General features: G+C 44.6%; 20 protein-coding genes. 13 read left to right on the top strand and 7 right to left on the bottom strand.

Features of this window, described 5'->3' with window-relative positions:
- Positions 1 to 302: 302 nt before the first annotated feature.
- Positions 303 to 1,058: a hypothetical protein gene (locus tag VNM22_16690; GenBank protein HWP48796.1), complete on the top strand. Its 756-nt coding sequence runs from the start codon at positions 303 to 305 to the stop codon at positions 1,056 to 1,058.
- A gap of 7 nt (positions 1,059 to 1,065) precedes the next feature.
- On the opposite strand, the gene VNM22_16685 is transcribed toward VNM22_16690, so the two are convergent.
- Positions 1,066 to 2,232 (bottom strand): metallophosphoesterase, encoded by a 1,167-nt coding sequence (locus VNM22_16685; GenBank protein ID HWP48795.1) that lies wholly within the window; start codon positions 2,230 to 2,232, stop codon positions 1,066 to 1,068.
- A 90-nt stretch (positions 2,233 to 2,322) separates the two neighbouring features.
- Complete coding sequence (purH, locus tag VNM22_16680; protein ID HWP48794.1) at positions 2,323 to 3,879, bottom strand: bifunctional phosphoribosylaminoimidazolecarboxamide formyltransferase/IMP cyclohydrolase; 1,557 nt, start codon at positions 3,877 to 3,879, stop codon at positions 2,323 to 2,325.
- A 508-nt stretch (positions 3,880 to 4,387) separates the two neighbouring features.
- Here purH and VNM22_16675 point away from each other — a divergent pair.
- A complete protein-coding gene (locus VNM22_16675; protein HWP48793.1) occupies positions 4,388 to 5,152 on the top strand; it encodes a tetratricopeptide repeat protein in 765 nt (254 codons plus the stop codon).
- 1 nt (position 5,153) lies between these two features.
- Positions 5,154 to 8,204, top strand: coding sequence for a tetratricopeptide repeat protein (locus tag VNM22_16670; GenBank protein HWP48792.1), 3,051 nt, complete (start codon positions 5,154 to 5,156; stop codon positions 8,202 to 8,204).
- A 312-nt stretch (positions 8,205 to 8,516) separates the two neighbouring features.
- On the opposite strand, the gene VNM22_16665 is transcribed toward VNM22_16670, so the two are convergent.
- Entirely contained in the window at positions 8,517 to 9,257 is a 741-nt protein-coding gene (locus tag VNM22_16665; protein ID HWP48791.1) for a tetratricopeptide repeat protein, read from the bottom strand.
- Positions 9,258 to 9,609: 352 nt separating this feature from the next.
- Between VNM22_16665 and VNM22_16660 the strand changes: the two genes are divergently transcribed.
- The 3 genes from VNM22_16660 to VNM22_16650 all read left to right on the top strand — a co-directional run bounded on the left by VNM22_16660 (position 9,610) and on the right by VNM22_16650 (position 11,750).
- Positions 9,610 to 10,497, top strand: a complete 888-nt coding sequence (locus VNM22_16660; protein HWP48790.1) for a DUF3108 domain-containing protein — start codon at positions 9,610 to 9,612, stop codon at positions 10,495 to 10,497.
- Positions 10,498 to 10,501: 4 nt separating this feature from the next.
- Positions 10,502 to 11,464, top strand: a complete 963-nt coding sequence (locus VNM22_16655; GenBank protein HWP48789.1) for an NAD-dependent epimerase/dehydratase family protein — start codon at positions 10,502 to 10,504, stop codon at positions 11,462 to 11,464.
- A 67-nt stretch (positions 11,465 to 11,531) separates the two neighbouring features.
- Complete coding sequence (locus tag VNM22_16650; protein HWP48788.1) at positions 11,532 to 11,750, top strand: Trm112 family protein; 219 nt, start codon at positions 11,532 to 11,534, stop codon at positions 11,748 to 11,750.
- Positions 11,751 to 11,842: 92 nt separating this feature from the next.
- On the opposite strand, the gene VNM22_16645 is transcribed toward VNM22_16650, so the two are convergent.
- The 3 genes from VNM22_16645 to VNM22_16635 all read right to left on the bottom strand — a co-directional run bounded on the left by VNM22_16645 (position 11,843) and on the right by VNM22_16635 (position 13,935).
- A complete protein-coding gene (locus VNM22_16645) occupies positions 11,843 to 12,148 on the bottom strand; it encodes a hypothetical protein (GenBank protein HWP48787.1) in 306 nt (101 codons plus the stop codon).
- 168 nt (positions 12,149 to 12,316) lie between these two features.
- Positions 12,317 to 12,841: a CbiX/SirB N-terminal domain-containing protein gene (locus tag VNM22_16640; protein ID HWP48786.1), complete on the bottom strand. Its 525-nt coding sequence runs from the start codon at positions 12,839 to 12,841 to the stop codon at positions 12,317 to 12,319.
- A gap of 17 nt (positions 12,842 to 12,858) precedes the next feature.
- On the bottom strand, positions 12,859 to 13,935 hold the full coding sequence (locus tag VNM22_16635; GenBank protein HWP48785.1) for an aminomethyltransferase family protein: 1,077 nt from the start codon (positions 13,933 to 13,935) through the stop codon (positions 12,859 to 12,861).
- Between the two features lie 146 nt (positions 13,936 to 14,081).
- Between VNM22_16635 and VNM22_16630 the strand changes: the two genes are divergently transcribed.
- The 5 genes from VNM22_16630 to VNM22_16610 all read left to right on the top strand — a co-directional run bounded on the left by VNM22_16630 (position 14,082) and on the right by VNM22_16610 (position 19,271).
- The gene (locus VNM22_16630; GenBank protein HWP48784.1) at positions 14,082 to 14,666 is read left to right on the top strand and encodes a DUF3105 domain-containing protein; all 585 of its coding nucleotides are present in this window, start codon (positions 14,082 to 14,084) and stop codon (positions 14,664 to 14,666) included.
- Positions 14,656 to 15,609, top strand: a complete 954-nt coding sequence (locus VNM22_16625) for an ABC-2 family transporter protein (protein ID HWP48783.1) — start codon at positions 14,656 to 14,658, stop codon at positions 15,607 to 15,609. The genes VNM22_16630 and VNM22_16625 overlap by 11 nt, the downstream gene beginning before the upstream one ends.
- A gap of 45 nt (positions 15,610 to 15,654) precedes the next feature.
- Positions 15,655 to 16,464, top strand: a complete 810-nt coding sequence (locus VNM22_16620) for an ABC-2 family transporter protein (protein ID HWP48782.1) — start codon at positions 15,655 to 15,657, stop codon at positions 16,462 to 16,464.
- A gap of 1 nt (position 16,465) precedes the next feature.
- Positions 16,466 to 17,485 carry an ATP-binding cassette domain-containing protein gene (locus tag VNM22_16615; protein ID HWP48781.1) on the top strand — a complete coding sequence of 340 codons (1,020 nt, stop codon included), beginning with the start codon at positions 16,466 to 16,468 and terminating at the stop codon, positions 17,483 to 17,485.
- Between the two features lie 208 nt (positions 17,486 to 17,693).
- Positions 17,694 to 19,271, top strand: a complete 1,578-nt coding sequence (locus VNM22_16610; GenBank protein HWP48780.1) for a D-aminoacylase — start codon at positions 17,694 to 17,696, stop codon at positions 19,269 to 19,271.
- A gap of 46 nt (positions 19,272 to 19,317) precedes the next feature.
- On the opposite strand, the gene VNM22_16605 is transcribed toward VNM22_16610, so the two are convergent.
- Positions 19,318 to 19,713, bottom strand: coding sequence for a RidA family protein (locus VNM22_16605; protein HWP48779.1), 396 nt, complete (start codon positions 19,711 to 19,713; stop codon positions 19,318 to 19,320).
- Between the two features lie 498 nt (positions 19,714 to 20,211).
- Between VNM22_16605 and VNM22_16600 the strand changes: the two genes are divergently transcribed.
- Both VNM22_16600 and VNM22_16595 read left to right on the top strand, forming a co-directional pair.
- Complete coding sequence (locus VNM22_16600; GenBank protein HWP48778.1) at positions 20,212 to 22,869, top strand: GAF domain-containing protein; 2,658 nt, start codon at positions 20,212 to 20,214, stop codon at positions 22,867 to 22,869.
- Positions 22,870 to 23,263: 394 nt separating this feature from the next.
- Positions 23,264 to 24,499, top strand: a complete 1,236-nt coding sequence (locus VNM22_16595) for an acetamidase/formamidase family protein (GenBank protein HWP48777.1) — start codon at positions 23,264 to 23,266, stop codon at positions 24,497 to 24,499.
- Positions 24,500 to 24,621: the final 122 nt, after the last annotated feature.

The following is a 24,621-nucleotide window of genomic DNA, read 5'->3' as shown; positions in this document are numbered from 1 at the left end:
AACAGAGTCTCACCCCCGGATCTTTTAGCTTCAGAGGAGTAAACCGGGTATCAAAACCATGCCAGAATTTCATAGGCCGCTCCTACAGGCTTAGTGGCTACAAACCAGTGGTTCCTATGGAGCTTTTAAGGTTAAAACCTGATTTACCGTTGTCGAGCTAAAAGGTATAAAATATATTTAAAGGCAAACCTGTCAGGAGAGTCTTTGTATCCTCTAGAGTTTTTGTATCCTTTAAGGATCTGAAAAAGTATAAAAAGGATACAGAGAAGAATTAGAATCGGGTTTTCTTAGGGGGTAAAGGTATGAAACATCTTATAAAAATGGTTGGGATAATCCTTTTAATCCTGGGCTTTTATTCTTCCATCCTCTCCGCTCAAGAAATGCCTCTGGGGAGAATTCATAAGTGGAAGTCTCAAGGGCAGATTAGTGTGTTTCTCCTGGGGCCTCCCATGCGAGAGTTTAAAATGGAGGAGAAGGTTTATCAGATAAATGTCCATAACATTTTTAAATCTGCCATCTCCGAGCTGGATCGAGAAATTCTTTTTACCTCGGCCGTTCCTCTATCTGTGGTAGAATGGACAGAAGGTGCAGACCTGTTTTTGGGTCTTTATAACGACTCTTTCTACTTAAAGGCTGTACAGGGATCACCCCGAGGCCGAACCCTTCTGAATTTGATCCGAACGCACCCTGGCATAACCCTCATCGTAGATAAAGAATGGAAACTTTGGGGACTCGATCCAACGTATGAAGATGATAAATATGACTATATCGAATGCCTGGTTGCACACCCTCAGTCCTTTATTTTTGGACTTTCGGATCTAACCGTGATAGGGTATAATAAAGTTTTGGAGTTTAAAGAACCTGTGGAGAAAATAAAATCGGCCATGGTAGCGGTTACAAAACACGAGCTGTACCACGCTTTAGGCCTGACTCATCAACCGGGTTGTCATCCCAGCGAAAAAAATTCCGAATGCTCCGTGATGGCTTCCGATAGCAAAATGCTTTGGCTTTATCCTACGGCATCTGAAATTATGACCATTGAGAAGATATGGAAATAACCACCCTTTATTTTTTAGGAATAGGAAGACGTCTTCTTAATCTTCTTAATCCAAGGATTCCTACGCCAGCTAGAGTAAGTCCTAACCACTCCAAGTATTTCTTTCGCCTCTGGGCTCGCATTTGGCGTTTTTTCTTCAGATGAAACTCCAGATTGAACTTAATTCCTTCTTTTAGGCGTTCTTTTAACCGGGCTTCTGGAGTCGGCAGTTTGATAACCTCTACGTGGATACCGGTTTTTTTAACAAAAACCTGCAGATAGTGATGGAAAGTGCTGGTCTGCCAGAGGACGCCCCCCCCTCCCCCTGTCACAAAATAGCGAACCCCGTTTCGGGTAAAGTTCTCATAAATATGAATGTGAGAGCTAAAAACAGCCTCAACCCGGTATTTCTCCATGAGATCTACAAACTTTCTGGTATTAAAAGGATCTGAAAAACAGGCGTATCCATATCCTGGACAAAAAGCCGGGCGGTGTAGAAAAACGATAATCCGCTTTCCACGAGAAGCCTCCAACTCCCGTTCTAGCCATCTATACTGGAATCGATCAATCCCCCGTTTCCTGGAGCTATCCAGGACTATGAAATGAACTTCCCCGTAATCAAAGGCATAATAAAAAGGACCCAAAAAGCTTTTATAGTTTTTTCTCCCGTTTCGAACTCGTTTATCATGATTCCCGATGGATGTAAAAAAAGGCATTTCCAGCCGATTAAGTTCCTTCAAGATCTCATGGTATTCTTCTACACGTCCGCTGTGAACCAGGTCTCCATTGGGCACTACAAAATGGACCTGATTCCGATTTGCAGTCTCAACAATTTCCCGTAAATTAGGAAGAACGGCATGATTATCTCCGAAGATGATAAAGCGAATATCTTCTTCAGGAAGCTCCGTCTTAACAACTATCTCTTTCTTAATTCCGGGTATTACCTGAAAACAAATACTTCGAGGGCTTCGCTCTAGGGGGCTTATAAGCTGGTCTTTTTCTAATACTTGAACCCGATTGCCTGCAACATTTTCCAGCTCTATCTGGATAGGTCTTAAACAGGTATGACCGATCGATACAATCCGAATAACTATCTCAAACCCCAGAGCTCGTATGAGAACTTTTCCATCTTCTAGGGATTTAACAAACCCACCTTTTACATCGATTTGTACATCTTGCTTGGTATGTGGAGCCATAAACGTCCGTTGTCCATCCTCCATTATCCGTTGTTAATAACCCATCCTTCTAAACCTTCAACGACGGACGAAAGACGACGAACCCTTACCCTAATGTTTAAAGTGCCGAACCTGTGTAAAAACCATGGCCATTCCATGTTCATCAGCTGCGGCAATAACCTCAGGATCCCGTAGAGACCCTCCCGGCTGAATGATCGCCGTAGCCCCTACTTCTGCGGCTGCGTCGACCCCGTCCCGAAATGGGAAAAAGGCGTCAGATGCCACAACGGTTCCTTGAAGCGACCGTTGTGCTTTCATAATCGCTATTCTAGAAGCATCTACCCGGCTCATCTGTCCGGCCCCGATACCTACCGTCTCGGTTTCAGTAGCATACACAATGCCGTTGGATTTAACGTGTTTTACCACTTTCCAGGCAAACCGTAATCCTTTCATCTCTTGAGGAGTTGGCTGACGCTTAGTCACTACTTTAAGTTCCTGAGGGTTTAAATCTAAGACATCTTTTTCCTGGATCAGTACACCTCCTGAAACTTTTTTAACGTCATACTTTTCCCCGGCCAGAGTAGAAAAATCCAAGCAGAGCACCCTTAGATTTTTTTTCTTCTGTAAAACAGCCAGGGCTGCTTCCTCAAACGCCGGAGCAATGACCGCCTCGATAAAGGTTGAGGTCAGTTCTTGAGCCGTTTCTACATCTACGGTGGTATTTAAGGCCACAATCCCCCCAAAAGCCGAAACCGGATCACAAGACCTGGCACGACGATATGCTTCAGCAAGAGACTGTCCCAGAGCAACACCACAGGGATTTGTATGTTTAATAATGGCTGCCGCCGGTTGGAATAATTCTCCTTCCGACGTGAACTCTAAAATTAATTCCAGGGCGGCATTCAGGTCAAAAATATTATTGAAAGATAACTCCTTTCCTTGAAGTTGCCGGGCCTTGGTTAGAGAAGGGCCTGCAACAGATAAATCTCTGTAAAGGGCCGCCCGCTGATGAGGATTTTCACCATAACGGAGATCTTGTACCTTCTCCAGATCCAAAAACCAATAGTCGGGAAAGGTAAGGGTGGAAGAAAGATAGCGGGTAATGGTGATATCATAAGAAGCCGTATGGGCAAAAGCTTTATAGGCCAATTTAAACCGGGTTTCCAGACTTACCGTTCCAGAATGCTGCTTAAGTTCATTCAAAACCTTTCCATAATCCCGGGGATCACAGATGACGGTAACATTTCGGTAATTTTTTGCCGCTGCACGAAGAAGAGTCGGCCCCCCAATATCAATGTTTTCAATAGCTTCCTCCAAAGTAACGGCCGGTTTTGATACGGTTTCCCGAAAGGGATACAAGTTAACTACCACCAGAGAAATAGGTAAAATTCCCTGCTCCGAGATTTCCTTAACATGCTGAGGGTCTTCCAGGTTCGCCAGAATCCCCCCGTGGATCATAGGATGAAGTGTTTTAACTCTGCCATTCAAGATTTCCGGAAAATGGGTTAAATCCGAGACCCGCTTCACGGAAAGCCCGAACTCTGACAACAGCGTGGCCGTTCCGCCTGTAGAAATCAAGTCAAATCCCATTTGATCAAGGGCTTGAGCAAACTCTACAATTCCTTGTTTATTGGAAACACTAATAAGGGCTCTCTTTGGAGTATTCATAAGGGCTCCCCCACAACTAAACGCTTACTTAACATACAGGCAGCAGGTCAAAACGTCAAGGAAAATGCGTCTGGTTTTTCTCATCTCTGGTTAGACAATGGCAACTTTATATCCGATTCCAGGTCCTCCCCTTGCCTGGCATAAGAGCCATGGAGGTAAACACCACAAAAGTTTTCCGGTAGATTTGGTACAAGGCCTCTTTCAGTTCCTTCAAAAGCTTTGTTAACTCCATAAAGAAGTCCAATCCTGTCCAAAAAGCCGTTGACGTATTTGCCTGGTTCTTAATATTCTTACTTCAAGAGATTCACCCTTGTCAAGATTTGTCAAGATCACAAAGGCGAGTAAATCTAGACCAGATCAGATATGCAAGCTTTAAACCAAAAGGGATAAATTTATCAACAAACTTTATTGACAAATTCGGTTGAGTTCTGTAAAAATTAAGGTAAGGGCTGTAAGAGTATTAATGTAGCGCGTTTAGACGGTATAGTACTGTGAGAGGAGGGTTAGGATGATCGTTAAAGTTTTAGTAGTTTATCCGGCTATTTTTGTAACGTTGATCATAACAGGCTGTGCCTCTCAAATAAAAGTCGAAGAACAACGAGCACAGGCCGAGGCGCACTACGATTTAGGGGTATCTTTGCTGAATCGGGGAAAACTGATAGACGCCCTGGCCGCTTTAGAAAAAGCTAAAACGCTTTATCCCCACGACCCCAAGATCTATAATGCTATAGGTCTTGTTTATTTTGGAGAAGAGAAATTTGATACCGCAGCGCAGAATTTTCAGAAAGCGATCCAGTTGAATGGGGATTTTGTAGAAGCCCATAATAATTTAGGTGCCGCCTATTCCCGAATGGGAATGTGGGACCGGGCTATTAAAGAGTATCGCATTGCTCTAAGTGATCCACTATATCGAACCCCGGCCCTGGCTCATTACAATATCGGATATGCCTTATTGGAAAAAGGAGATTTGGTGGAAGCTTTGGAAGAATTTCGGATCGCGACCAATCTTTACCCGGATTTTGATTGGGCCGTGAATAAATATGGGGTGGCTCTTTTTCGTCTTAATCGGGTCCATGAAGCCATCAAGAAATTTAAACGGGCCGTTGAGATCAATCCCAATTACGTGGAACCCTACTCCAATCTGGGACTTGCTTATATGAAATTGGGTGAAAGAGAAGAAGCTATTAAACAATTTAAAGAGGTTTTAAAATTGGCTCCCGAGGGAAGTGAGCTGGCTAACAATGCGCGGCGGTATCTGGATATTCTAGAATAATATGACATCCGGTAAAGTCCTAGGAGGTATTCTCTTTTTCCTTTTTTTGAGTGTTAGCGTATGGGCCGCTGAAACCGAAGATGAAGTTTATACCATTCTGGGCGGTCTTTATAAAGACGGTCTTTTCGATTCTGCAAAAGATCAGGCTCAAAAATTTTTAAATAAATTTCCTAAAAGTCCTCGGGCCCCTTATGTTCAATTTCTTATGGGGGAATGTGATTTTGCTCAAAAACGATATTCAGAAGCCATCAAAGCCTATCAAGCCGCCCTTGCAGGTTTTCAGAAAGCTGAAAGTAGTAAGCAAAAAATGGATCCTGCCATCCATATCCCCGATCAGGCGTTATACAAACTGGGTCGGTCTCAATTTCTTTTGGAAGATTATGCCGGGGCTGCTTCGACCTTTCAACGCCTCCTAGAGGCCTACCCTCAAAGTGAAAAAAAGAAAGACGCTTCTTATTGGCTTGGGGAATCTCTCTTTAAGCAAGGCAAATTTCAGGAGGCATCGGATGTTTTTAAAAAATTTGTAGATAGCTTCCCCGACCATGAATTAGGGGATTATGCTTATTACTCCTTGGCCTGGTGTCGCCTGGAACTTAAAGATTACCCTGGGGCATTGACCTACTTTCGAACGGTTCTGTCTAAATTTCCCCATAGCAAATTAGTTCCTTCATCCAGTTATAATATCGCCAAAAGTCTATTTTATTCAGGTCAGTATCGGGAAGCTGCGGAAGCGTACGAAAAGTACCTTCAAAATTACCCTTCAGATAAATATGTAGGTGAAGCCTCATTCTGGCTGGCAGAAAGTTATTACCATCTCAATGATTTCAACCGTGCCATCGAGTCCTATAAACGGTTTCTATCAACCCCCACCGCGTCGTCAGACTTCCAGGATAACGCCCTCTATGGAATTGGGTGGAGTTATTTAAATTTGAAGAAACTGGAGCCTGCCCTTTCTACCTTTGAAGAACTGCTGAGTCAATTCCCTCAAAGTGAGCTGATTCCCTCAACCCTCTATCAAATAGGGAGTTTACAGGCCGAAATGGGGAAAACTCCTGAGGCAATTAAAACCTTAAATCAGTTACTTGCCCAATACCCGAACTCTTCCTATGCTGAAGAAGCTCAGTTTCAATTAAGCCAGATTTATTTCCAGGAGAAGGACTACTCCCGAGCTCTGGAAGGTTATCAGAAGCTGGCCAGCCTCTACCCCAATAGTTCTTACCTTCCTTCTGTTTATTTTATGAGCGGAGAAAGCCTTTTTAATTTAAACGAGTATCAAAAAGCATTAACCTACTATCAAAAAGTCCTGGATCTTAAACCGGATAAGAAAATGAAGCAGGACACGCTGTTCCGAATAGGCCTGGTTTACTTTTATCTTAAAGACTATGATAAAGCTGCCCAGGAATTATCTCAATTAGCGGCTTCTCCGGATACGCTTGAACCCGGTTATGCTGATCGAATTTATTATTGGCTTGGAGAGACTTACTTTAATCAGAAAAAATACCCGGAAGCTTTAAAAGCTTATCAAACCCTGTTGACCAAATTTCCCCAAAGCTCACTGGCAGCGGCGGCTCAGTATGGTATTGCCTGGTCTTACTATAAACAAGAGAAGTGGGACCAGGCTCTAATAGAATTTGAAAAGGTTTTTACCCAATATAAAGATAGTGAGTTTGCAGCAGAATCCTTGTTCCGTATGGGAGATGCCTACTTTAACCGGAATCAGTATTCCCAGGCTATCCAGAGTTATCAAAAAGCATTGGACTTATACCCTCAAAATCCCCTGGCAGGAAGTGCTCTTTACCGAATGGGCTATGCCTTTTATAAAAACGAAGAGTATGATCGGGCCATTATCCCCCTCACTCAGCTTATCCAGGAACATTCCAAAGACGATCTTGTCGACGATGCTTATAATCTTTTAGGATGGGTTCACTTTAGAAAGGGGAATTTTCGTCAGGCTATTTCTTCTTTTCAAACTCTGGTGGATCAGTATCCCCAGAGCGAGTTGGTACCTAATTCTCTCTTAAAGATAGCCGATGCGTATTATAACCTGGAGGAGTATGCAGAGGCCGTGAAATATTACCAAAGGATCATAGAAACGGCTCCAGATAGCCCAGAAGCTATAGATGCCCAATATGGATTGGGACTGACCTACTATAAAATGGGCGATCTGAATGCTTATATAGAGGCATCCCAAAAGTTCCTGCAAAAATATCCCGATCAACCTCTCAGTGCTTCAGTTCAATATCAATTGGGAGAACAGTATTTACAGAAAGAAGATTATTCCTCGGCCTTGCAGGCTTATCGCCAGGTTGTCGAAAAATACGGTCAAAGCCAATGGGCGGATGATGCTCAATACCGGATAGGTTGGTGTTATTTTAAACTGAATGATTATCAAAATGCAGTTCAAGAATTTCAGAAATTGATTCAGCAGTATCCCCAAAGTGAGTACCGGGCCGATGCTTTGTATGGCGCTGCAACTTCTTACTTTAAGTTATCCGATTACACAAAAGCTGCTGAGCTGTATCAGAAGGTCTTATCGGAAGCTCCAAAATATAAGTTAGCTCCCCAGGTCTTATTAAGTTGGGGTACGTCGTTAATCAAAACCGAACGATATCAGGAAGCTGCCGAGATCCTTCGGAGAGCCGCGGAGGAATATCCCCAAGATCCCACTTATGTCGAAACCAATTTGAGATTGGGATATGCCCTCACCCGGCTGGGTAAATGCTCAGAGGCCGTCAATGCTTTTGAAAAAGTTGAAGAGAGCCGATGGGATAGTGATCTGGTAGTGGAGGCTCTGTTTAGAGCTGGAGAGTGTTATGTAACTTTGGGTAACCTTGAAAAAGCCCTGGGGGAATTCTCTAAAGTGATGTATATGTACTCCTCTTATAAAAATTGGGTGATCCAGGCCCAATTCCAGGTTGCAAGGATCAATGAAGAATTGGGTAAAGAAACCGATGCCCTCAAGCTCTACGAAAAGATTATTACTTCTTCCGAGGATGAAGAACTAATTCAAAAGGCCAAAGAACGTATCTCCCATTTAAAGGATAAGGGGTAAGTATTCGGGATCCTCGTTACCGTACCCCCTATTTCGCGGACTTACTAATCTATCTCCACTAAAAGAACCCATCTCCAGTGGTAGGGAATTTCCTGGCCCTCATATATGGGAAAGACAGAGCGGCATAGTTTGTGGTCCCCATTCCTATCCCCCTCTCCCAAGGAAAGTACTGGAAAATCGATAGGAATTCGATGAGGAGTAAGAGGGAAGAGATGGCTTCGTCCCCTTCACCTTACCAGGGAACACAGGTGTCTTGCCTGTCTTTAATAGGTTCCCGTCGCTCCTTTAGCTAACTTCTTGTTATTACAAAAGTTAATAGTAACCATAACAAGGACGACAATAAGAAGGTGGAAAGTAATAGGAGTATCTGCCGTAATAAGGATAATATCCCCCATAATAGCGGTTTAAAGTCATTCTGGCCAGATAGGCCGGTCGAGACCGGGGATAGCGGTAAATAAGATCTTCCAGAGTTCTAAAGGCAGCGTCATACCTTCCCAAGGAGAGATACGAATAGCCTTTTTTTAGCATGGCATCGGGTACTTTGTTTCCTCCTATACGCCGAATAACCTTATCAAATTCGCGAATAGCGCGATGGTAATTTTTCATATAATAATAACACTCGCCGGTCCAATAAACGGCGTTATCTGCCAGACTGGAGTAAGGATAGTAGTAAAGAAAATCTCTAAAAACCCGAAGGGCTTCCCCGCATCTGTGGCTGTAGACAAGATTGAGTCCATAGCTATAAAGTCCTCTTTCACTAAAATATCCCCGACCCTCATAAGGTCCTGGTGGATAACACGGCGAAGGATAACAACCTCGAGATGGCCAAGGATAAGGTTCCGGATATACTTTGGCAGAAGGGTCTATGTGGGAATAAGGTACCGGAGGCGGATAAGGAAGCCGTAGGGTATCTCCATAGTAGGAAGTTTCATAATTTACGTTCCAGGAAGGAGTTTCAGGAGGGGTTTGAGCCAAAACCAGGCCTACGTTGGAAACAAGAGCCAGTAGAACAAAACCAGCAAGAAAATAAGGCTTCTTAATCATGGTAGTCATCTCTCCTTTTAATCTAAAAGGTTATAAATTATTCAGTAAGGTAACAAAGTGCGCAATTAAAAAGGTAATCCGATAATAGGGCATTTCCAGGTTTTTGTCAATATAAAAGTCGGAGAGATTATCAGACTTCTTCGAGTCGTTGAAATGAGTCTGTCATGATTTAGTAATACATTCTTTATTGATACACGAATTGAGGATTTCTCAGGAAATTGGCCTTTTTGGCCACCTGCTAGATTGATACAGATACCTATTGAAATTCCTTACTTGACAGATTTTGTAGAGTAATATAAGTTAAAACCTTAGCTCAAACGGAACCTACTGAAAATTTTAAGGCAGAGGAGGATCACGTTCTATGTTAAGAATTCGTACCATCCTTACCGTCCTTTGTTGTGGAATTATTTCAGGTCCTGTTTCGCCCGGATTTACCCAAAGCTTGTTTGATCCGCCTATTTCAGAAAGAAAATCTGTTCTTGAAGCCCGGGTTGTTGTACCCGCAAATCCAGAAGAAACCAATGGGTCTAGACCCAAAATACCTCGGACGCTTCCCTTTGGGGTTGGGGAAAAAATGATTTTTTCGGTTTCCTGGTCGGGTATCGATGCGGGAACCGCCTCTCTGGAAGTTAAAGAACTTCTTTCCTATGAAGGCCATGAGGTTTTCCGAATTGTTTCGGTGGCCAAAACCAATAAATTCTTTTCTGTTTTCTATAAAATGCATGATACATTAGAAAGTTTTTTTGATACCAAGGGTTTATTTTCCCGACGGTACCAAAAAATAGAACGGGAAGGGAATTCTGAAAGTAATCGAGAATTTATTTTTGATCAGGAGCAAAATCGAGTATTTTATAAAGGGCAGGCTTATTATACCTTACCCGGGGTTCAGGATGAGCTGTCCTTGATTTATTATGCAAGGACCCTGGATTTACAGGTTGGTAATTTCATCTATATTGATGTTTTCTCCTCTAAGAAAAACTGGCGTGTTAAGGCCCAGGTTTTGAGAAAGGAACAGGTTACAGTGCCTGCAGGGACTTACAATACGGTGGTGGTTGAGCCCGAAATAAAATTTCATGGTATCCTGGAATCCGGTAATATGACCATCTGGTTTACCGATGATGAACGAAAGATCCCCGTTAAAATGAAAAGCAATATCAAAATAGGGTCTATCGAAGCTAAATTAGAAAAATTCCAACTCGCAGGTACCCCGGAGACGGTATCTGACAAAGGGGATGGAGAAGAGGAGTAGAGAAATGAAAGAAACCTCGATTTCATGCCTGGTGACGGGTGCTGCCGGATTTATAGGTTCCCACCTCTCAGAGCGACTGCTCGATTTGGGTTATGAGGTTATCGGAATCGACGCTTTCATGGATTATTACCCCCGGGCTGTAAAAGAAAAGAATCTTACTAAGCTGAAAAAACACCCACGCTTTTCTTTTATTGAGGGGAATTTATTGCATCTGGACTTACAACCTTACCTGTCCCGGGTTAAATATATTTTCCATCAAGCTGCCCAGGCCGGCGTGAGAGCCAGTTGGGGATCCAATTTTATCGTCTACACAGAGAATAATATCGATGCAACCCAAAAATTGTTAGAAGCCTGTAAAACAGCACCTCAGATTGAGAAATTTATCTATGCTTCTTCCTCTTCAGTGTATGGAGATACGTCGGTTCTTCCCATGCAAGAAGACTCTCCCCTACATCCGGTATCTCCCTATGGAGTTACCAAGCTGGCTGCCGAACATCTTTGTTACTTGTATTGGAAAAATTTTAGCATACCTACTATTTCCTTGAGATACTTTACGGTCTATGGACCCCGCCAACGTCCGGATATGGCCATTCACAAATTTATTAAATCGGTCCTTTTAGGAGAGCCCATCGAAGTGTATGGAAATGGAGAACAAACCCGGGACTTCACCTTTGTTGCAGATGCCGTAGAAGCCAATATCCTGGCTATGAAATACCCTCGTTCTGGAGAGGTGTTTAATATTGGCGGTGGCTCCCGTATCCTCCTGAATAAACTTATCGAACTAATCCAAACCCTGTTGGGTAAATCTGTAAAAGTCCATTATCAGGCAACTCAGAAAGGCGATGTAGGCCATACCTACGCCGATACCTCCCGGGCAAAGAGAGAGTTAGGGTTTTCTCCTAAAGTCGGTATAGAAGAAGGACTACGGGAGGAAATTCAATGGATGAAAGAGATGCTGAAACTCTAATCCGTTGTTTGTTGTTCTTGGATCTGGATAAAAAGCAAGGGGCAATGAACAACGGAAAACAGACCCTATGCCCATTAGTCAAGAATTACTGGATATTTTAGCCTGCCCCAAATGTAAAACCGGGGTCATTTTAAAAGAGCGCCCAAAAGGAAGTGGCTTGATTTGCCCGACCTGTAAAGTTATCTATCCTATTAAAGACGATATACCGATTATGCTCATTGATGAGGCTATCCCGATAGGAGAAGATGGAGAACCTAAGGCCGGTTACACTTCGGAATGGAAATAAAAGGGAAGGTCTAACCCGGAGGGGTAGAAGATGGGTTTTTATCTTTCCATCTCCGGGTTTCTAAACCTATGACAGGCAGGTAAGCGCATCTGTTATTCCAGCCGTATGGTGGTATCGAGCAGCTTATAAGTCAGAATCCCTTTTTCATCGACTGTTGTGTCCAGATAACCTTCCTTAACCAATTTGTTTAAGATTTTAGTTGCCTGTTTAACGGATATATTTTGTTCTAAGGCCAGTTTGGTCGGAGTTATTCCTCCGGGTTGTGCCGCCAGTTTAACAACCGCACGCTTGAATTGCCCCCGTTGTCGGATAATCTCCTCAAAGAGGTAACTTAAAATACGGGTAATGATCAGTACTATTAGAAGGGCAATCAGTAGATCTAATAAAAATGCCAGCATGGTCAATCTCGTGCCCTATCCCCCACTCCCATCTTCAGTGAGGCTGGTTTAAGGTTGTAGGGCGAAATGCCATTTTACCCAGGATGAATCAATGATTCTTCCTACCTGTAACGTCAATTAGCAATTTACGGAATGATCCATTAAGTTAACGGCGCGCGGACTCTTATCTTACCTGTTTACAGCGTGCGTGACTCTCTCCAGATGCCCTATCAAAAAATCTGCCACATATTCTAAGTCAAAGGGCCAGGCATATTCCAGTATTAAATCAGGATAGCGCTGACGGATGGTCTGGAGAGTTTGTGGGATTTCTATCTCAGAGTGCACGCCACCCGGAGTAAACATGGTGGTCAGTAGGGTAATCCGTTGAATTCCTTCTTCTACCAATCCCTTAATGGCTTCCTGTAAACTGGGAGCACAAAACTCATTATAGGCCGTAACGAGATGGCAACCGTTCAGCCGGGCCTTTAATTTCTCGGCGAGAGTTTCGAGCCCCCATTTGTAGGGATCTGTCTGGGGGGTTCTGGGCCACTCTCGAATCAACTTGTCCAACTCGGCTTCCCGGGCACTCATTTCTGATAATCCCCGCGCCCGTCTTTGGGCTTCTAAGGCCTTTAACTCGGAAACCAGGGCCTTAGGTGTATCAGATGCCACAGCCCCATGACCGATTAAAATAATGGCCTCGGTAATATACATAATTTCTCTTCTAGGGGTTATTTTTTGTAAAAAGGTAAAGCAACGATCTCTCCTTCCAGGGATCCTAGGGCAGTTTCTACACTAACAAAGATTCCGGGTTGCGCATATTCCCGATGAATATATCCCATCCCAAGAACGCTTTTAAAGCCGGGAGAGAAAACAGCACTGGTCACCCATCCGATTTCTTTATCTTCCTTTCGAATTTTGTCCTTTTTTTGAGGGACCTTTTCTCCTTGAAATTTAAGACCCATCAAAAACCGGTTCGCATGACCCCGGTATTTCATTCTGGCAATAACTTCCTGTCCAATATAACACCCTTTGGTATAGCTGATGGCTTGTTTCTCAACCCCTACTTCCAGAGGAAGATTGTTTTCATCCATATCGATCCCATAACGGGGAATGCCTGCTTCCAGGCGCAGAATATCCAGCACCGCCATTCCTACAGGAGTCACAGAATCCTGAAGCGTTAACACATCCCAAACTTCTTTTATTTGCTCTTGAGGAACTAACAACTCAAACCCTATTTCTCCCGTATACCCGGTTCGAATTACAAGGATTTCCACCCCCACCAGCTTACTTCGCAGGTGTTGATATTCTTCTGTCGGTATTATGGGCTCTGATAGGAGAGTACGGAGAAGGGTTTCTGATTTGGGTCCCTGCAGGGATAGCAGACCATATTGATCACTTATATCGGTAAGGGTAGCCTCCACCAGGAGATATTTATCTAACGTAGTAATAATTTTGTTCTTAAGTTCCGGTTCCACATCTAAGAGAAACCAATCTCCCAGGTTATAAACTTTCATATCGGCCAGAATATGCGCTTTCGGATCGGTCATGAGGGCATAGGCTCCGAAACCTTCCTGAATCCCTTTGATATCCTGGGTAACCATTCCATGGAGAAACGGGGTTCGCTCAGGTCCTGCCAGCCGAATTTTACCTCGAAAAGATAGATCCATCAAACCCACCTGGTTCCGAACCGCTTGATATTCGGAGAATATCCCTGTAAATGTTTCCGGAAGCTCCCATTCCCCATATTCCCGAAAGGTAGCTCCTAACGATTTATGGATCTCATAGAGAAGTGTCTGCCTTGCCATGTCCTATGCTTCTTAGATTAAATCATAAAAATTGGGATGGCCCTTGAGCCAATACCTATATTAAATTTATAACATGAGACTAAAATCGAATAGTGAAAAAGTCAATAAGAAATGATTTTTAGGGGGATTGGAAGTGAGGGAAACTTATGCCACAACCTAATGAACAAAATTTTACTAAAAAAGATCGTAAAAAACAATTTAAAGAGCAAAAAAGGCTGGAAAGGGAGAGAATCTTAGCGGCAAAAAAACGTAAAAAGTATCTTACTTATGCCGTTTTGGTTATGGCCTTAGGTGTCTCAGGGTATCTGGGATATGATTATATGACCGAAATCACCAAATATGCAGTTCCTATTATGGATTCCCCGCATTTGAGTAGTCTGACCCAGCCCCATGAGCCCTATAATACAAATCCACCTACCTCCGGGCCTCATTTTGAGGGGCATGTAGAACAAAAGATCTCTAATCAACCGATTCCAAAGGAAATTCAGGTTCACGAACTGGAACATGGTGGGGTCCTGATTCAGTATAACTGTAAAAATTGTGATGATCTGATTGCAAAGTTGGAAAAGCATACCAGATCCTCTGAGCATGTGATTATGGCCCCCTATCCGGATATGGACGCTAAAATTGCCCTGACTGCCTGGGGAAAACTGGCTAAGCTCAATGATTATGATGAAGAAATCATCACCGAATTTATCAAGGCTAATGCCGGAAAAAATCATGGGAATTAATCCAGAAAAATCCCCTCTTACAGATCAAGTGGCGGAAAATACCTTAACGTCTGATCTCAATGGATCCGACCAGCGGGTAGAAGGAATATCCAGGCCTGTCAGGCAGACTTCAGAAAAAAGTCCCTGGGACCGAACCAGCAAGCTGGCCTATATCCTGAAACACCTGAGGCTCTTCTATCGGTTTGCCGTTATTAGCTGGAAGCGGAGCACGGAATATAAGTTTAACTTTTTCTTAAATAATACCCAACAGATTGTAACTCTTTTTATTTATATCTATTTTTGGCGTATTATCTTAAATCACATTCCTCAGCTCCAGGAATGGGAATTTCCTACCCTGACCATTCTTACCGGGTTTGTGTTTTTTAATCAATCCTTAATGGTCGTTTTCTGGGCCATGTGGACGATTAACCGACGCATTGTCAAAGGAGATCTGGATGTCTTCCTGGTCCGCCCTGTCAGCGTCCTTTTTGCCATCATCGGTCAAAACCTTTTGATCTATCGATTGTTTGAAGCGTCCCTAGGTCTTGTAATGATTGGGGTCGTTTTGATCCGATACCATATCAGTGTGACCTTATTCAAGATGGTTCTGGCCCTGTTAATAGTATTTATAGGGACCTATTTGATTATGATGGTTACCATCTTCTTGCAGTCCCTTTCCTTCTGGTTGGGACGTACTAATGCTTTTACCGAATTACTTCAAGCCGGGTTTCTGATCAACCGGTACCCAATCACGATCTTTCCAAAACTCGTCATCGCATTTTTTACGGTTTTCCTGCCGGTTATTTTTATCGCTACCTATCCAACCCTTGTTTTGGTTGAGTTTCCGGTGATCCAAGGTCTCGGGGTTCTCAGTGGTGAGTTACTTATTGCAAGTCTTTGGACTTATCTGGTTTATCAGGTCTGGAGACGAGGAATTCGACGGTATGAAAACGTCGGGGGTTAGAGAGTTACTCCCTTTTCAGGGTTTAAAAGGTTAAAAGTTAGAATTATGAGAATCATAGAAGCCAAGTATCTCTCCCTTATTAGAATCAGCTTTAAACGGGTAAACGAGTTTAAATTCGACTTCCTCATGCGGTATTTGGAAATACCCATGTACCTGATCATTGTTTACTTTCTTTGGAAACTCATCTTCAGGTTTTCAGGCAAGACTGAACTGGGGGGGATGGAGTTTTCTCGATTTTTCGTTTATATGGTTCTGGCCCGGTTTATATTTATTAGCTTCCCCTTTACGGAGACTTCTGAAGAAATTGAAGAAATTATCAAAAGTGGGCAGTTAACGGCTATTATCACCCGGCCAGTCACATTTCAGAAATATGTCTTTTTTAAATTAAATTTTAATACCCTGGTCGATGGCCTGCTGAGTATAGGGCTATTTCTTATAGTGAGTTTTGTGATGGGCTGGTATATACTCGATGACCTGGTCTATTGGCTTCTTTTTGGCGCGTCTTTTGTTCTGGCTATTTGCCTCAACTACTTTTTCTACTTCAGCATCGGGCTCTTGTCCTTTTGGGCCGATGAAATCTTTGGGATTACTCAAGCTGTTCGCAGCATACGCATGTTTTTCAGTGGAGAGTTGATCCCCTTAACGATGTTTCCAGGTACCCTTCTTACCGTGGCTTCGCTTTTGCCCTTTAAATACATGTTGTTTAATCCGGTCTATCTGTATTTAAAGAAATATCCGGTCCCAGAAGCCCTCCATCAACTCGGACTTCAACTCATCTGGACAGTATGCTTCATGATTTTCTCTAAGATTCTCTATCAGAAAGGACTGGCATGGTATAATAGTTATGGGGGTTAAAGTGGATACGATCATCAAAGTACATCAACTTGTTAAAGACTTTAAAGTTCCTAAAAAGGATGTTAATCCGAGCCTGGCTAAAAAAATCTGGAGTATCTTTTATCGGGAGTGGGAAACGAAAAGGGTTTTAAAACATATCTCCTTTGAGGTTAAAAAGGGAGAGTTTATCGGTTATGTGGGGCCTAATGGGGCCGGGAAAAGCACCACCATTAAGATTTTGACGGGTGTCTTAACTCCTACCGAGGGGGAGGTCCAGGTAGCCGGATTTGTTCCTTACAAACAAAGATATGAATATACTTATCACATCGGGGTGGTATTTGGAAACCGTAGCCTGCTGGAGTTTGATATCCCGGTCATCGATTCCTTTCGGCTTTATCGAGACATCTATGAGTTGAATCCTAAAACCTTTCAAGAACGGCTGGACCTCTTCTCAGAAATTCTTAAAATCGACCAGTTTCTCCATATCCCAGTCCGTAAACTCTCCTTGGGAGAGCGCATGCGATGTGAGATAGCGGCATCTTTACTCCATAAGCCTGAAGTTGTCTTCCTGGACGAGCCGACCATCGGATTGGATGTGCTGGCAAAAGAGGAGATCCGGAATTTTCTGACCCGGATCAATCAGGAGGATAAAACAACCATCATGCTCACCACCCATGATATGAATGATATTGAAGCCCTATGTGAGCGGATTCTGATCATTGATGAAGGGAGGATTATCTACGATGGACCTCTGACGGAAATCAAAAGAAAATACGTTCAATGGAAGCGGATTGAGTTCGAATATCATGGGATTAAAAATCCGGCTCTCCTAAGGGAAATTCTCAAAAAAACTCGGGTTCTGGAGCAAAGGCAAAAGTTTGTATCTCTGGAAGTTAATACCCTGGAACAGGATGTTCCAGAACTTATCGGGGGACTTCTGAATAGTCTGGATATTGCAGATTTAAATGTACAAGAGCCGAGACTGGAAAGTGTGATCAAGGAAATTTACCGACGTGGGATGAATGGAGCAGGCGAAGGGTAAGCAGAGCCTGTGGATCCCTGACCCTGTCTTCTTCTTTCCAGGCTCCGCTTTCAGGCTGTTGACTCAAGGATCTTGCTCAGTACCCTGGAGGCTTTGTCTGGGAACACCTCCTTCAAGGCTCTCCCTCATCTCAGATTATGATAAAAAGAGAAAAGGAACTACTCATGGAAAGTCATTCCATGGCCTGACGCTTAAGGAAGGAATATTTATGGACTACACCATTCAACATGGCACCATCATCGACGGTACCGGAGCCCCGCGCTTTCCGGCCGATATATTGATACGTGATGGGAGAATTGAGGCAGTTGCCCCCCATCTTCCCCCGGTTGGTGAGGTTATTGAAGCTACCGGGATGATCGTTTGTCCTGGTTTTATCGATATGCATACCCACTCCCAATTGATGCTTTTCACGGAGCCGGATCTTCCTGCGAAAGTTGCGCAGGGTATAACTACAGAGCTTTTCGGTCAAGACGGCCTGGGTACTTTTCCCATGATACCTGAAGCTACGGACCTGTGGCGGACTCACCTGTCAGGACTGGACGGTAATCCACCCATCCCCTGGAATTGGAGGAATGCAGATCAATATCTCAACCGGCTTCCCCGTCCTGCTCTCAATATTGCAACACTGGTCGGTCATGGCAACGTTCGACTCTGTGTCATGGGTATGGATGATCGGATCGCAACCGATGAAGAATTACGTCAGATGGGTCAGTTAGTAGAGCAATCTCTGAAGGAAGGGGCTTTTGGTATGTCCACCGGGCTGATCTATGTTCCCTGTGCTTATGCTGATAGGCGGGAATTGGTATATCTCAATCGGATTGTAGCCAGATATGGCGGAATTTTCGTGACCCATATGCGAAATGAGGGGGATTATATCTGGTCGGCCCTGGATGAGGTCTTCGAGGTTTCCCGGGCTTCTGGCGTTCATCTCCATATTTCTCATTTAAAAGTCTCGGGTCGCAACAACTGGGGCAAAGCCCCTCGTTTGATCCAGCGTATTGAAGAAGGTCGGGCCAGTGGGTTAAAGATTACGGCCGATCAATATCCTTATGAAGCAGGTAGTACCATGCTCGGAGCCTTGTTACCAACCTGGGCCTATACGGGAGGTGTTGAACAACTCCGTCGTCGCCTACAAGACCCGGAAGCCCTGATGCGCATGAAAATCGAGATGGAGCAGGGAGTTCCAGGCAAGCGTAGTATGGTGTTGGAAGCGGGGTATGATCGTATTCTGATCTCTTATACGGCTTCTGACCGTAACAAGGATCTGGAAGGGCGTACCCTGGCAGATATTGCCCAATCCTGGAAGGTCGAGCCCTTTGATGCGGTGGTCCGGCTTTTACTGGAAGAGAATTTTGCCGTCGGTATGATTACCTTCCTCATCGGCGAAGAAGATATCCAAACCATCCTCCGTGCACCCTGGCGGGTTATGGGGACCGATGGTTTACTGGGTGGTAAACCCCACCCCCGGGTCTACGGAAGTTGCCCCCGTATTCTGGGGCATTACTCCCGTGACTTGGGTATCCTTACCTTGGAAGAAGCTATTTATAAGATGACCGGCCTGCCTGCAGAAATCCTTCAACTGAAGGATCGAGGGGTCTTGAAACCCGGTAAGGCTGCGGATGTTGTCATTTTTAACCCTCAAACCATTCGCGACCGGGCTACTTATGAAAATCCACGCCAATTCCCTGAAGGGATTCCTTATGTTTTTGTCAACGGTCGTCCGGTTATTGCCAGGGGTCAATTCACAGGTGAGCGCCCGGGGCAGCTACTCCGGCATCGTACCTAAAAATCAAAGCCAGATCTGCTCCTAATCTGAGAGGAAGTTAACCAGGCTAATCTACCATGGCAATGGCTTCAATCTCGATAAGAAAATCAGGTGAGACCAATGCCGTGACCCCTACTAAAGTGCTGGCGGGAGGATTATCCCTGAAATATTCAGCACGAACCTCTGCAACCGCTTCAAAATTTCGAAGATCTGTGAGAAATACCGTTACCTTTACAATATTATCCATACCGGCCCCTACAGAAGCCAGAATGGCTTTAATATTCTCTAAAACCTGCCGGGTTTGGGCCTTGATATCTCCCTTTCCTACCAGATTTCCTTTGGAATCCAAAGCGACCTGCCCGGAAATGAATAAGAGATTTCCTGGACCGACTTTCACGGCATTGGCATAATAAGGTTTAATCGGCTTAGCAACGGTTTCAGGATTAATAACAGTCTTATTCATAAAAAAAAATAAAACCTAAAAGGTAAAGCGTAAACATAGGACGATTTACCTTTTATGTTTTTTAGGTTTTACGTTTCAGGTTTTGTAATCCAGGTTGAAGGTAGGTAAATTTATGAACTCATCGTAGGATATCTTATTTTTGTGTCAACCAAATTTTAGAAGTATTTGAAAAATTGGGAACCGGTCATCTTTTTAAGGTCCATCCTTTCTCCCCTGGAGCCTTAAAGTAACCTTTATTTTTTTATTGAAATATTACTTTAAGGTAGTATTTTAGAAACGACTAATTAGAGAGGGGTTCCGGGAAGGCAGGTTGGAAACCTCTTTTTGCTCACCAGAAAAACCCTCGAACCCATGAGAAAGCGAGGGTAAGATAGTACAGCAATCTTGAGAGATATAGAGGTCTGCAGCCTTATTCAGAAATCTTCTATAGGCTATAGGGATGAGGTGATAGGTTTGTCCCATCTCAACAGACACGCCGGCTTACCCCCAGGATATACCATGAGAGATGAACTCCCCCTAGAAGAGGCCTTAAATCAGCTAAATCGGCAGATGATGGTAATTAATACCCTTGCTGCCGAAATCAATCAGTCCCTTGATCTGGAAAAAATACTGAATTATTCCCTGGATAAGACGATAGAAATCACCGGGGCCGATTTTGCAGGCGTTCTACTGGTCTCGGGAGATCAGAAGCTGATTCCGAAAGTTCTAAAAGGCGTTCCCTCTGAGAGGGTCAGGGAGATCCAGGAGCATCGACTCATTCTCTATAGAGGATTAGAGGAACAGGTCATCCGGTCTAAACAATCTGTAATTGTTGAGGACCTTACAAAGGAAGTAGAGGGGTATAAAGTAAAAAACATCTTTGAATCCCTTCAAATTTCTTCTTACCTGGGTGTTCCCATCTTAAGTCTGGATAAAGTATGGGGTGTGATCAGTATAGGAAGCCGGGAGAAAGGATATTTTACCCGACGCGACGTGGAATTTTTGTCGATCCTAGCCCATCATATTGGAATTGCCGTTAAAAGTGCCCGCCACCATCAACGGGAAAAAGAACTTTCCCTACGTAAGCAGGCAGCGGAGAAACTACGCCGGCAAAATGACTACCTGGCCGCTTTACATGAAACAACTCTGGCTTTAATGAACCGGTTGGAGTTACACGATTTACTGGAAGTTATTATCACACGGGCCGGGGAACTCCTGGGTACCCAACATGGTTATGTCCATCTGCTGGGATCTAAAGGTACGGAGATGATAGTAGGGATAGGGATCTATAGTCAGCGCATTGATTATGGGGTAAGACCCGGTAAGGGGTTGGTCGGAAAGATCTGGCAAACGGGTCAGCCCTTGGTGGTGGATAACTATAGTACCTGGCCAGAGCGATTGCCGGATCCCCAATTGGATAGCGTCCGTGCCCAGATTGGAATACCCCTTAAATCCGGTTCGGAAGTTGTAGGAGTCATCGGGCTGGCCTATCTGGAAGAGGGTCGGACCTTCGGAGATGATGAGATCGCATTACTGGGCCAGTTTGCCGAATTAGCCTCGATTGCCCTGGATAATGCCCGGTTGTATACGGCAGTCCAACAAGAACTGGCCGAACGCAAACGGGCTGAGGAAGCTTTACGGAAAAGTGAAGAACGGCTCCAGGCCATTTTGGATAACTCCCCGGCTGTCATCTACGTTAAAGATACCCGATACCGATACCTTCTGGTTAACCGCAGGTATGAAACCCTTACTCACCTCTCGAGGGAACACATTGCAGGGAAGACCGACTACGAACTATTTCCCAAGGAGATAGCCGATGCCTTTCGGGTCAATGATGAAAAAGTACTTACGGCCAGAACCTCCCTGGAGTTTGAAGAAATTTGTCTGCAGGATGATGGCCCCCATACCTATATTTCCATCAAGTTTCCCCTCTTCGATGCCCTGGGGGTTCCCTACGGGATTTGTGGCATCTCCACCGATATCACCGAACGAAAAAAGCTTGAAGAGCAGTTCCGGCAGTCCCAAAAGATGGAAGCCATTGGAAGACTGGCAGGAGGCGTGGCCCATGATTTCAATAACCTGTTAACCATTATTATGGGTTATAATGATCTCTTACTGAGGCAGATCAGCCATCTAGACCCAATTCGTAAGGACCTTGAAGAGATCAAAAAGGCTGGGGAGCGGGCTATCTCGCTGACGCGTCAACTTCTGGCCTTCAGTCGCAAGCAAATACTTCAACCTCAGGTGCTAAATCTGAATGTAATTCTGACCGATATGAATAAAATGCTTCGACGTCTGATCGGGGAGGATATTGACCTGATTATCATTCCCGACCCAACCCTGGGATCCGTGAAAGCAGATCCCGGACAAATCGAACAGGTTATCATGAACCTTGCAGTCAATGCTCGGGATGCCATGCCTCAGGGTGGTAGACTTATCATCGAAACAGCAAATGTTGAATTGGATGAAACTTATGCCCATGGGCACATGGGGGTCCAGGCCGGTCCTTATGTGATGCTGGCCGTGAGTGATACCGGTTCTGGGATAGACAAGGAAACCCAGTCTCGTCTCTTCGAGCCGTTCTTTACTACCAAAGAACAGGGTAAAGGAACAGGTTTAGGCTTATCCACCGTATATGGGATCGTGAAGCAAAGTGGAGGGAATATCTGGGTATATAGCGAGCCCGGACAAGGAACTACCTTTAAGGTTTACCTCCCTCGTGTTGAAGAAGTTGTTAAAACTCTCAAACCAGACGTTACCCCTTTAGAACCTTCCCGGGTCTTTGAAACCATCCTGGTGGTGGAGGATGAAAAGATGGTAAGGGATTTAATTTGTCGGATTCTGAGAAGAAACGGCTACACGGTTTTAGAAGCCCAACATGGGAGTGAAGCCCTTTTAGTATGCGAGCAGCGTACAGGCCCCATTCATCTCATGATGACCGACGTAGTGATGCCTGGAATGAGTGGTCGTGAACTTGCAGAACGGCTAACTCCCTCGCATCCGGAGATGAAGATCCTATACATGTCCGGTTACACAGACAATACCGTGGTTTATCATGGGGTATTAGCGGCAGGTACGGCCTTTCTCCAGAAACCTTTCACACCGGATGTCTTGTTGAACAAGGTACGGGAGGTACTGGATAGATCCCAAGAAAAACCCGGGCCAACCTGTGAATAGCAGGACAAATACGGTCCCCTCAGGCTGCCAAAAGTCCGGATTTGAAAGTTTAAAACTCGAGGGGAGACAATTTGATTTTTTGTTTATTATTTTTTTCCTTGACGCCAGAACCCTGAAAAGATTCAATAGGAATAAGGTGGTAGAACCGACCTCTACCCTATCCATATTAATCTCCTGAATAGCCTTCACTGTTTTTAATGGAACCGCAGGGGTTTAGTATGGATGGTTTATATACCCATCGGGGGCACCCTGTTTTGCCGTTAATTTGTGGGGACGATTCGAAGGGGTTGCCTGGTGAGCAGTTATCCTGCAAGCAGAGGAGTCCCAGGGAATTGCCTCTACAAAAAAATGAGTGGCATGGGTGCAGCGGCCACTCCTGAGGAAGGAGGATAAAATGTTAAGGTTGAGGTTCTGGGTAGTATGTATTTTGGCTGTTTGTTTGGCTTTTAGAGTAACCGACCTGGCTTTGGCCAAGACCCTTAAGATCGCGAAGACTGGAGCCCGCTGTGCAGACGATCCAAAATGCCATAATCGTTGGCATCCCGCTATTAAACCTGTAGAGACGGCGGAACCCGGCGACATTCTCATCTACGAAACCCGAGATGCCTTTGACCATGCTTTTACTCGAAACTCTACAGCTGCCGATGTCGTAGCAGCAAACCTGAACCTCGTTCATCCCCTGACAGGTCCTGTTTTTATTAACGGGGCCGAACGAGGAGATGTTCTCGCGGTTACTCTGATAGATATTGAGCCCGACGTTTTTGGTTACACGGTTATTGTTCCGGGTTTTGGATTCTTAAGGGATATTTTCCCTAACCCCCATATCGTACGATGGGATCTGAACCGACTTGAAGCGACTTCTCCTGACATGCCGGGGGTTAGAATTCCTTTCGATGGGTTTATGGGAACCATCGGAGTTGCTCCTGGACCTGAGGAAGTCGAAATCATGTACAAAAGGGAAGAGGCTTTGAGGGCTGCGGGGGGTTTCGTGCTTCCACCGGAGCCTAAAGATGCTCTACCCAAGGAGGTTTGTGGTCCGACGGGAACCCATAAGGATCGCTGTCTACGGACAATTCCGCCCAGGGAAAATGGGGGTAACATGGATATTAAGCAGATGCAGAAAGGTACAACCCTCCTCCTACCCTGCTTTGTAAAAGGCTGTCTCCTCTCCATAGGAGATGTTCATTTTGCCCAAGGGGACGGCGAGGTTTCCGGAACGGCCATTGAAATGGATGCAACGGTAACAGTTAAGGTAGAAGTCCGTAAGGGACTGGGTGCCTTCGTCCGTCAACCCCACTTTGAAGGAGGCGATCAATTGAAACAATTGGCCCCAGACCAATTTTATGCAACGGTGGGATTTCCTATTAAACCTGAAGGTAAAGTAGTCCCCTACAATCAATACCTGGATGGTACCCGGATTGGCCCCTTAATGAATCTTTCTGAAGATGTTACCTTAGCCGCACGGGACGCCCTCCTGCAGATGATTGATTGGTTGGTCAAAAACAAAAATATGACCCGGGAACAAGCTTACACCCTTTGTAGTGTAGCCGTAGATCTCAGGATTGGAAATCTGGTGGACGTTCCTAACTTTGCCGTCTCCGCTATCCTACCCTTGGAGGTGTTTAAGTAGAAAAAGTTAAAATCAAGAGGCAAGGAACAGGAAGGAATCCCGGGTTTAAAGTTAAGCCCTCACCTCCATCTCCCCTCTCCCAAAGCTTCGGGGGAGAGGAGATGGAGGTGAGGGCAAACCCC

This window comes from Candidatus Limnocylindrales bacterium, assembly GCA_035559535.1.
Classification (GTDB): domain Bacteria; phylum Moduliflexota; class Moduliflexia; order Moduliflexales; family JAUQPW01; genus JAUQPW01.
Note: the sequence above shows the minus strand (reverse complement) of the source record. Positions and strands in the feature narration are given on the sequence as shown.

What these genes read in the sequence shown, in the direction of transcription:
- VNM22_16690 (HWP48796.1), top strand. Translation starts at nt 303, where the DNA reads ATGAAACATCTTATAAAAATGGTTGGGATAATCCTTTTAATCCTGGGC.
- VNM22_16685 (HWP48795.1), bottom strand. Translation starts at nt 2,232, where the DNA reads ATGGCTCCACATACCAAGCAAGATGTACAAATCGATGTAAAAGGTGGG.
- purH (HWP48794.1), bottom strand. Translation starts at nt 3,879, where the DNA reads ATGAATACTCCAAAGAGAGCCCTTATTAGTGTTTCCAATAAACAAGGA.
- VNM22_16675 (HWP48793.1), top strand. Translation starts at nt 4,388, where the DNA reads ATGATCGTTAAAGTTTTAGTAGTTTATCCGGCTATTTTTGTAACGTTG.
- VNM22_16670 (HWP48792.1), top strand. Translation starts at nt 5,154, where the DNA reads ATGACATCCGGTAAAGTCCTAGGAGGTATTCTCTTTTTCCTTTTTTTG.
- VNM22_16665 (HWP48791.1), bottom strand. Translation starts at nt 9,257, where the DNA reads ATGACTACCATGATTAAGAAGCCTTATTTTCTTGCTGGTTTTGTTCTA.
- VNM22_16660 (HWP48790.1), top strand. Translation starts at nt 9,610, where the DNA reads ATGTTAAGAATTCGTACCATCCTTACCGTCCTTTGTTGTGGAATTATT.
- VNM22_16655 (HWP48789.1), top strand. Translation starts at nt 10,502, where the DNA reads ATGAAAGAAACCTCGATTTCATGCCTGGTGACGGGTGCTGCCGGATTT.
- VNM22_16650 (HWP48788.1), top strand. Translation starts at nt 11,532, where the DNA reads ATGCCCATTAGTCAAGAATTACTGGATATTTTAGCCTGCCCCAAATGT.
- VNM22_16645 (HWP48787.1), bottom strand. Translation starts at nt 12,148, where the DNA reads ATGCTGGCATTTTTATTAGATCTACTGATTGCCCTTCTAATAGTACTG.
- VNM22_16640 (HWP48786.1), bottom strand. Translation starts at nt 12,841, where the DNA reads ATGTATATTACCGAGGCCATTATTTTAATCGGTCATGGGGCTGTGGCA.
- VNM22_16635 (HWP48785.1), bottom strand. Translation starts at nt 13,935, where the DNA reads ATGGCAAGGCAGACACTTCTCTATGAGATCCATAAATCGTTAGGAGCT.
- VNM22_16630 (HWP48784.1), top strand. Translation starts at nt 14,082, where the DNA reads ATGCCACAACCTAATGAACAAAATTTTACTAAAAAAGATCGTAAAAAA.
- VNM22_16625 (HWP48783.1), top strand. Translation starts at nt 14,656, where the DNA reads ATGGGAATTAATCCAGAAAAATCCCCTCTTACAGATCAAGTGGCGGAA.
- VNM22_16620 (HWP48782.1), top strand. Translation starts at nt 15,655, where the DNA reads ATGAGAATCATAGAAGCCAAGTATCTCTCCCTTATTAGAATCAGCTTT.
- VNM22_16610 (HWP48780.1), top strand. Translation starts at nt 17,694, where the DNA reads ATGGACTACACCATTCAACATGGCACCATCATCGACGGTACCGGAGCC.
- VNM22_16605 (HWP48779.1), bottom strand. Translation starts at nt 19,713, where the DNA reads ATGAATAAGACTGTTATTAATCCTGAAACCGTTGCTAAGCCGATTAAA.
- VNM22_16600 (HWP48778.1), top strand. Translation starts at nt 20,212, where the DNA reads ATGAGAGATGAACTCCCCCTAGAAGAGGCCTTAAATCAGCTAAATCGG.
- VNM22_16595 (HWP48777.1), top strand. Translation starts at nt 23,264, where the DNA reads ATGTTAAGGTTGAGGTTCTGGGTAGTATGTATTTTGGCTGTTTGTTTG.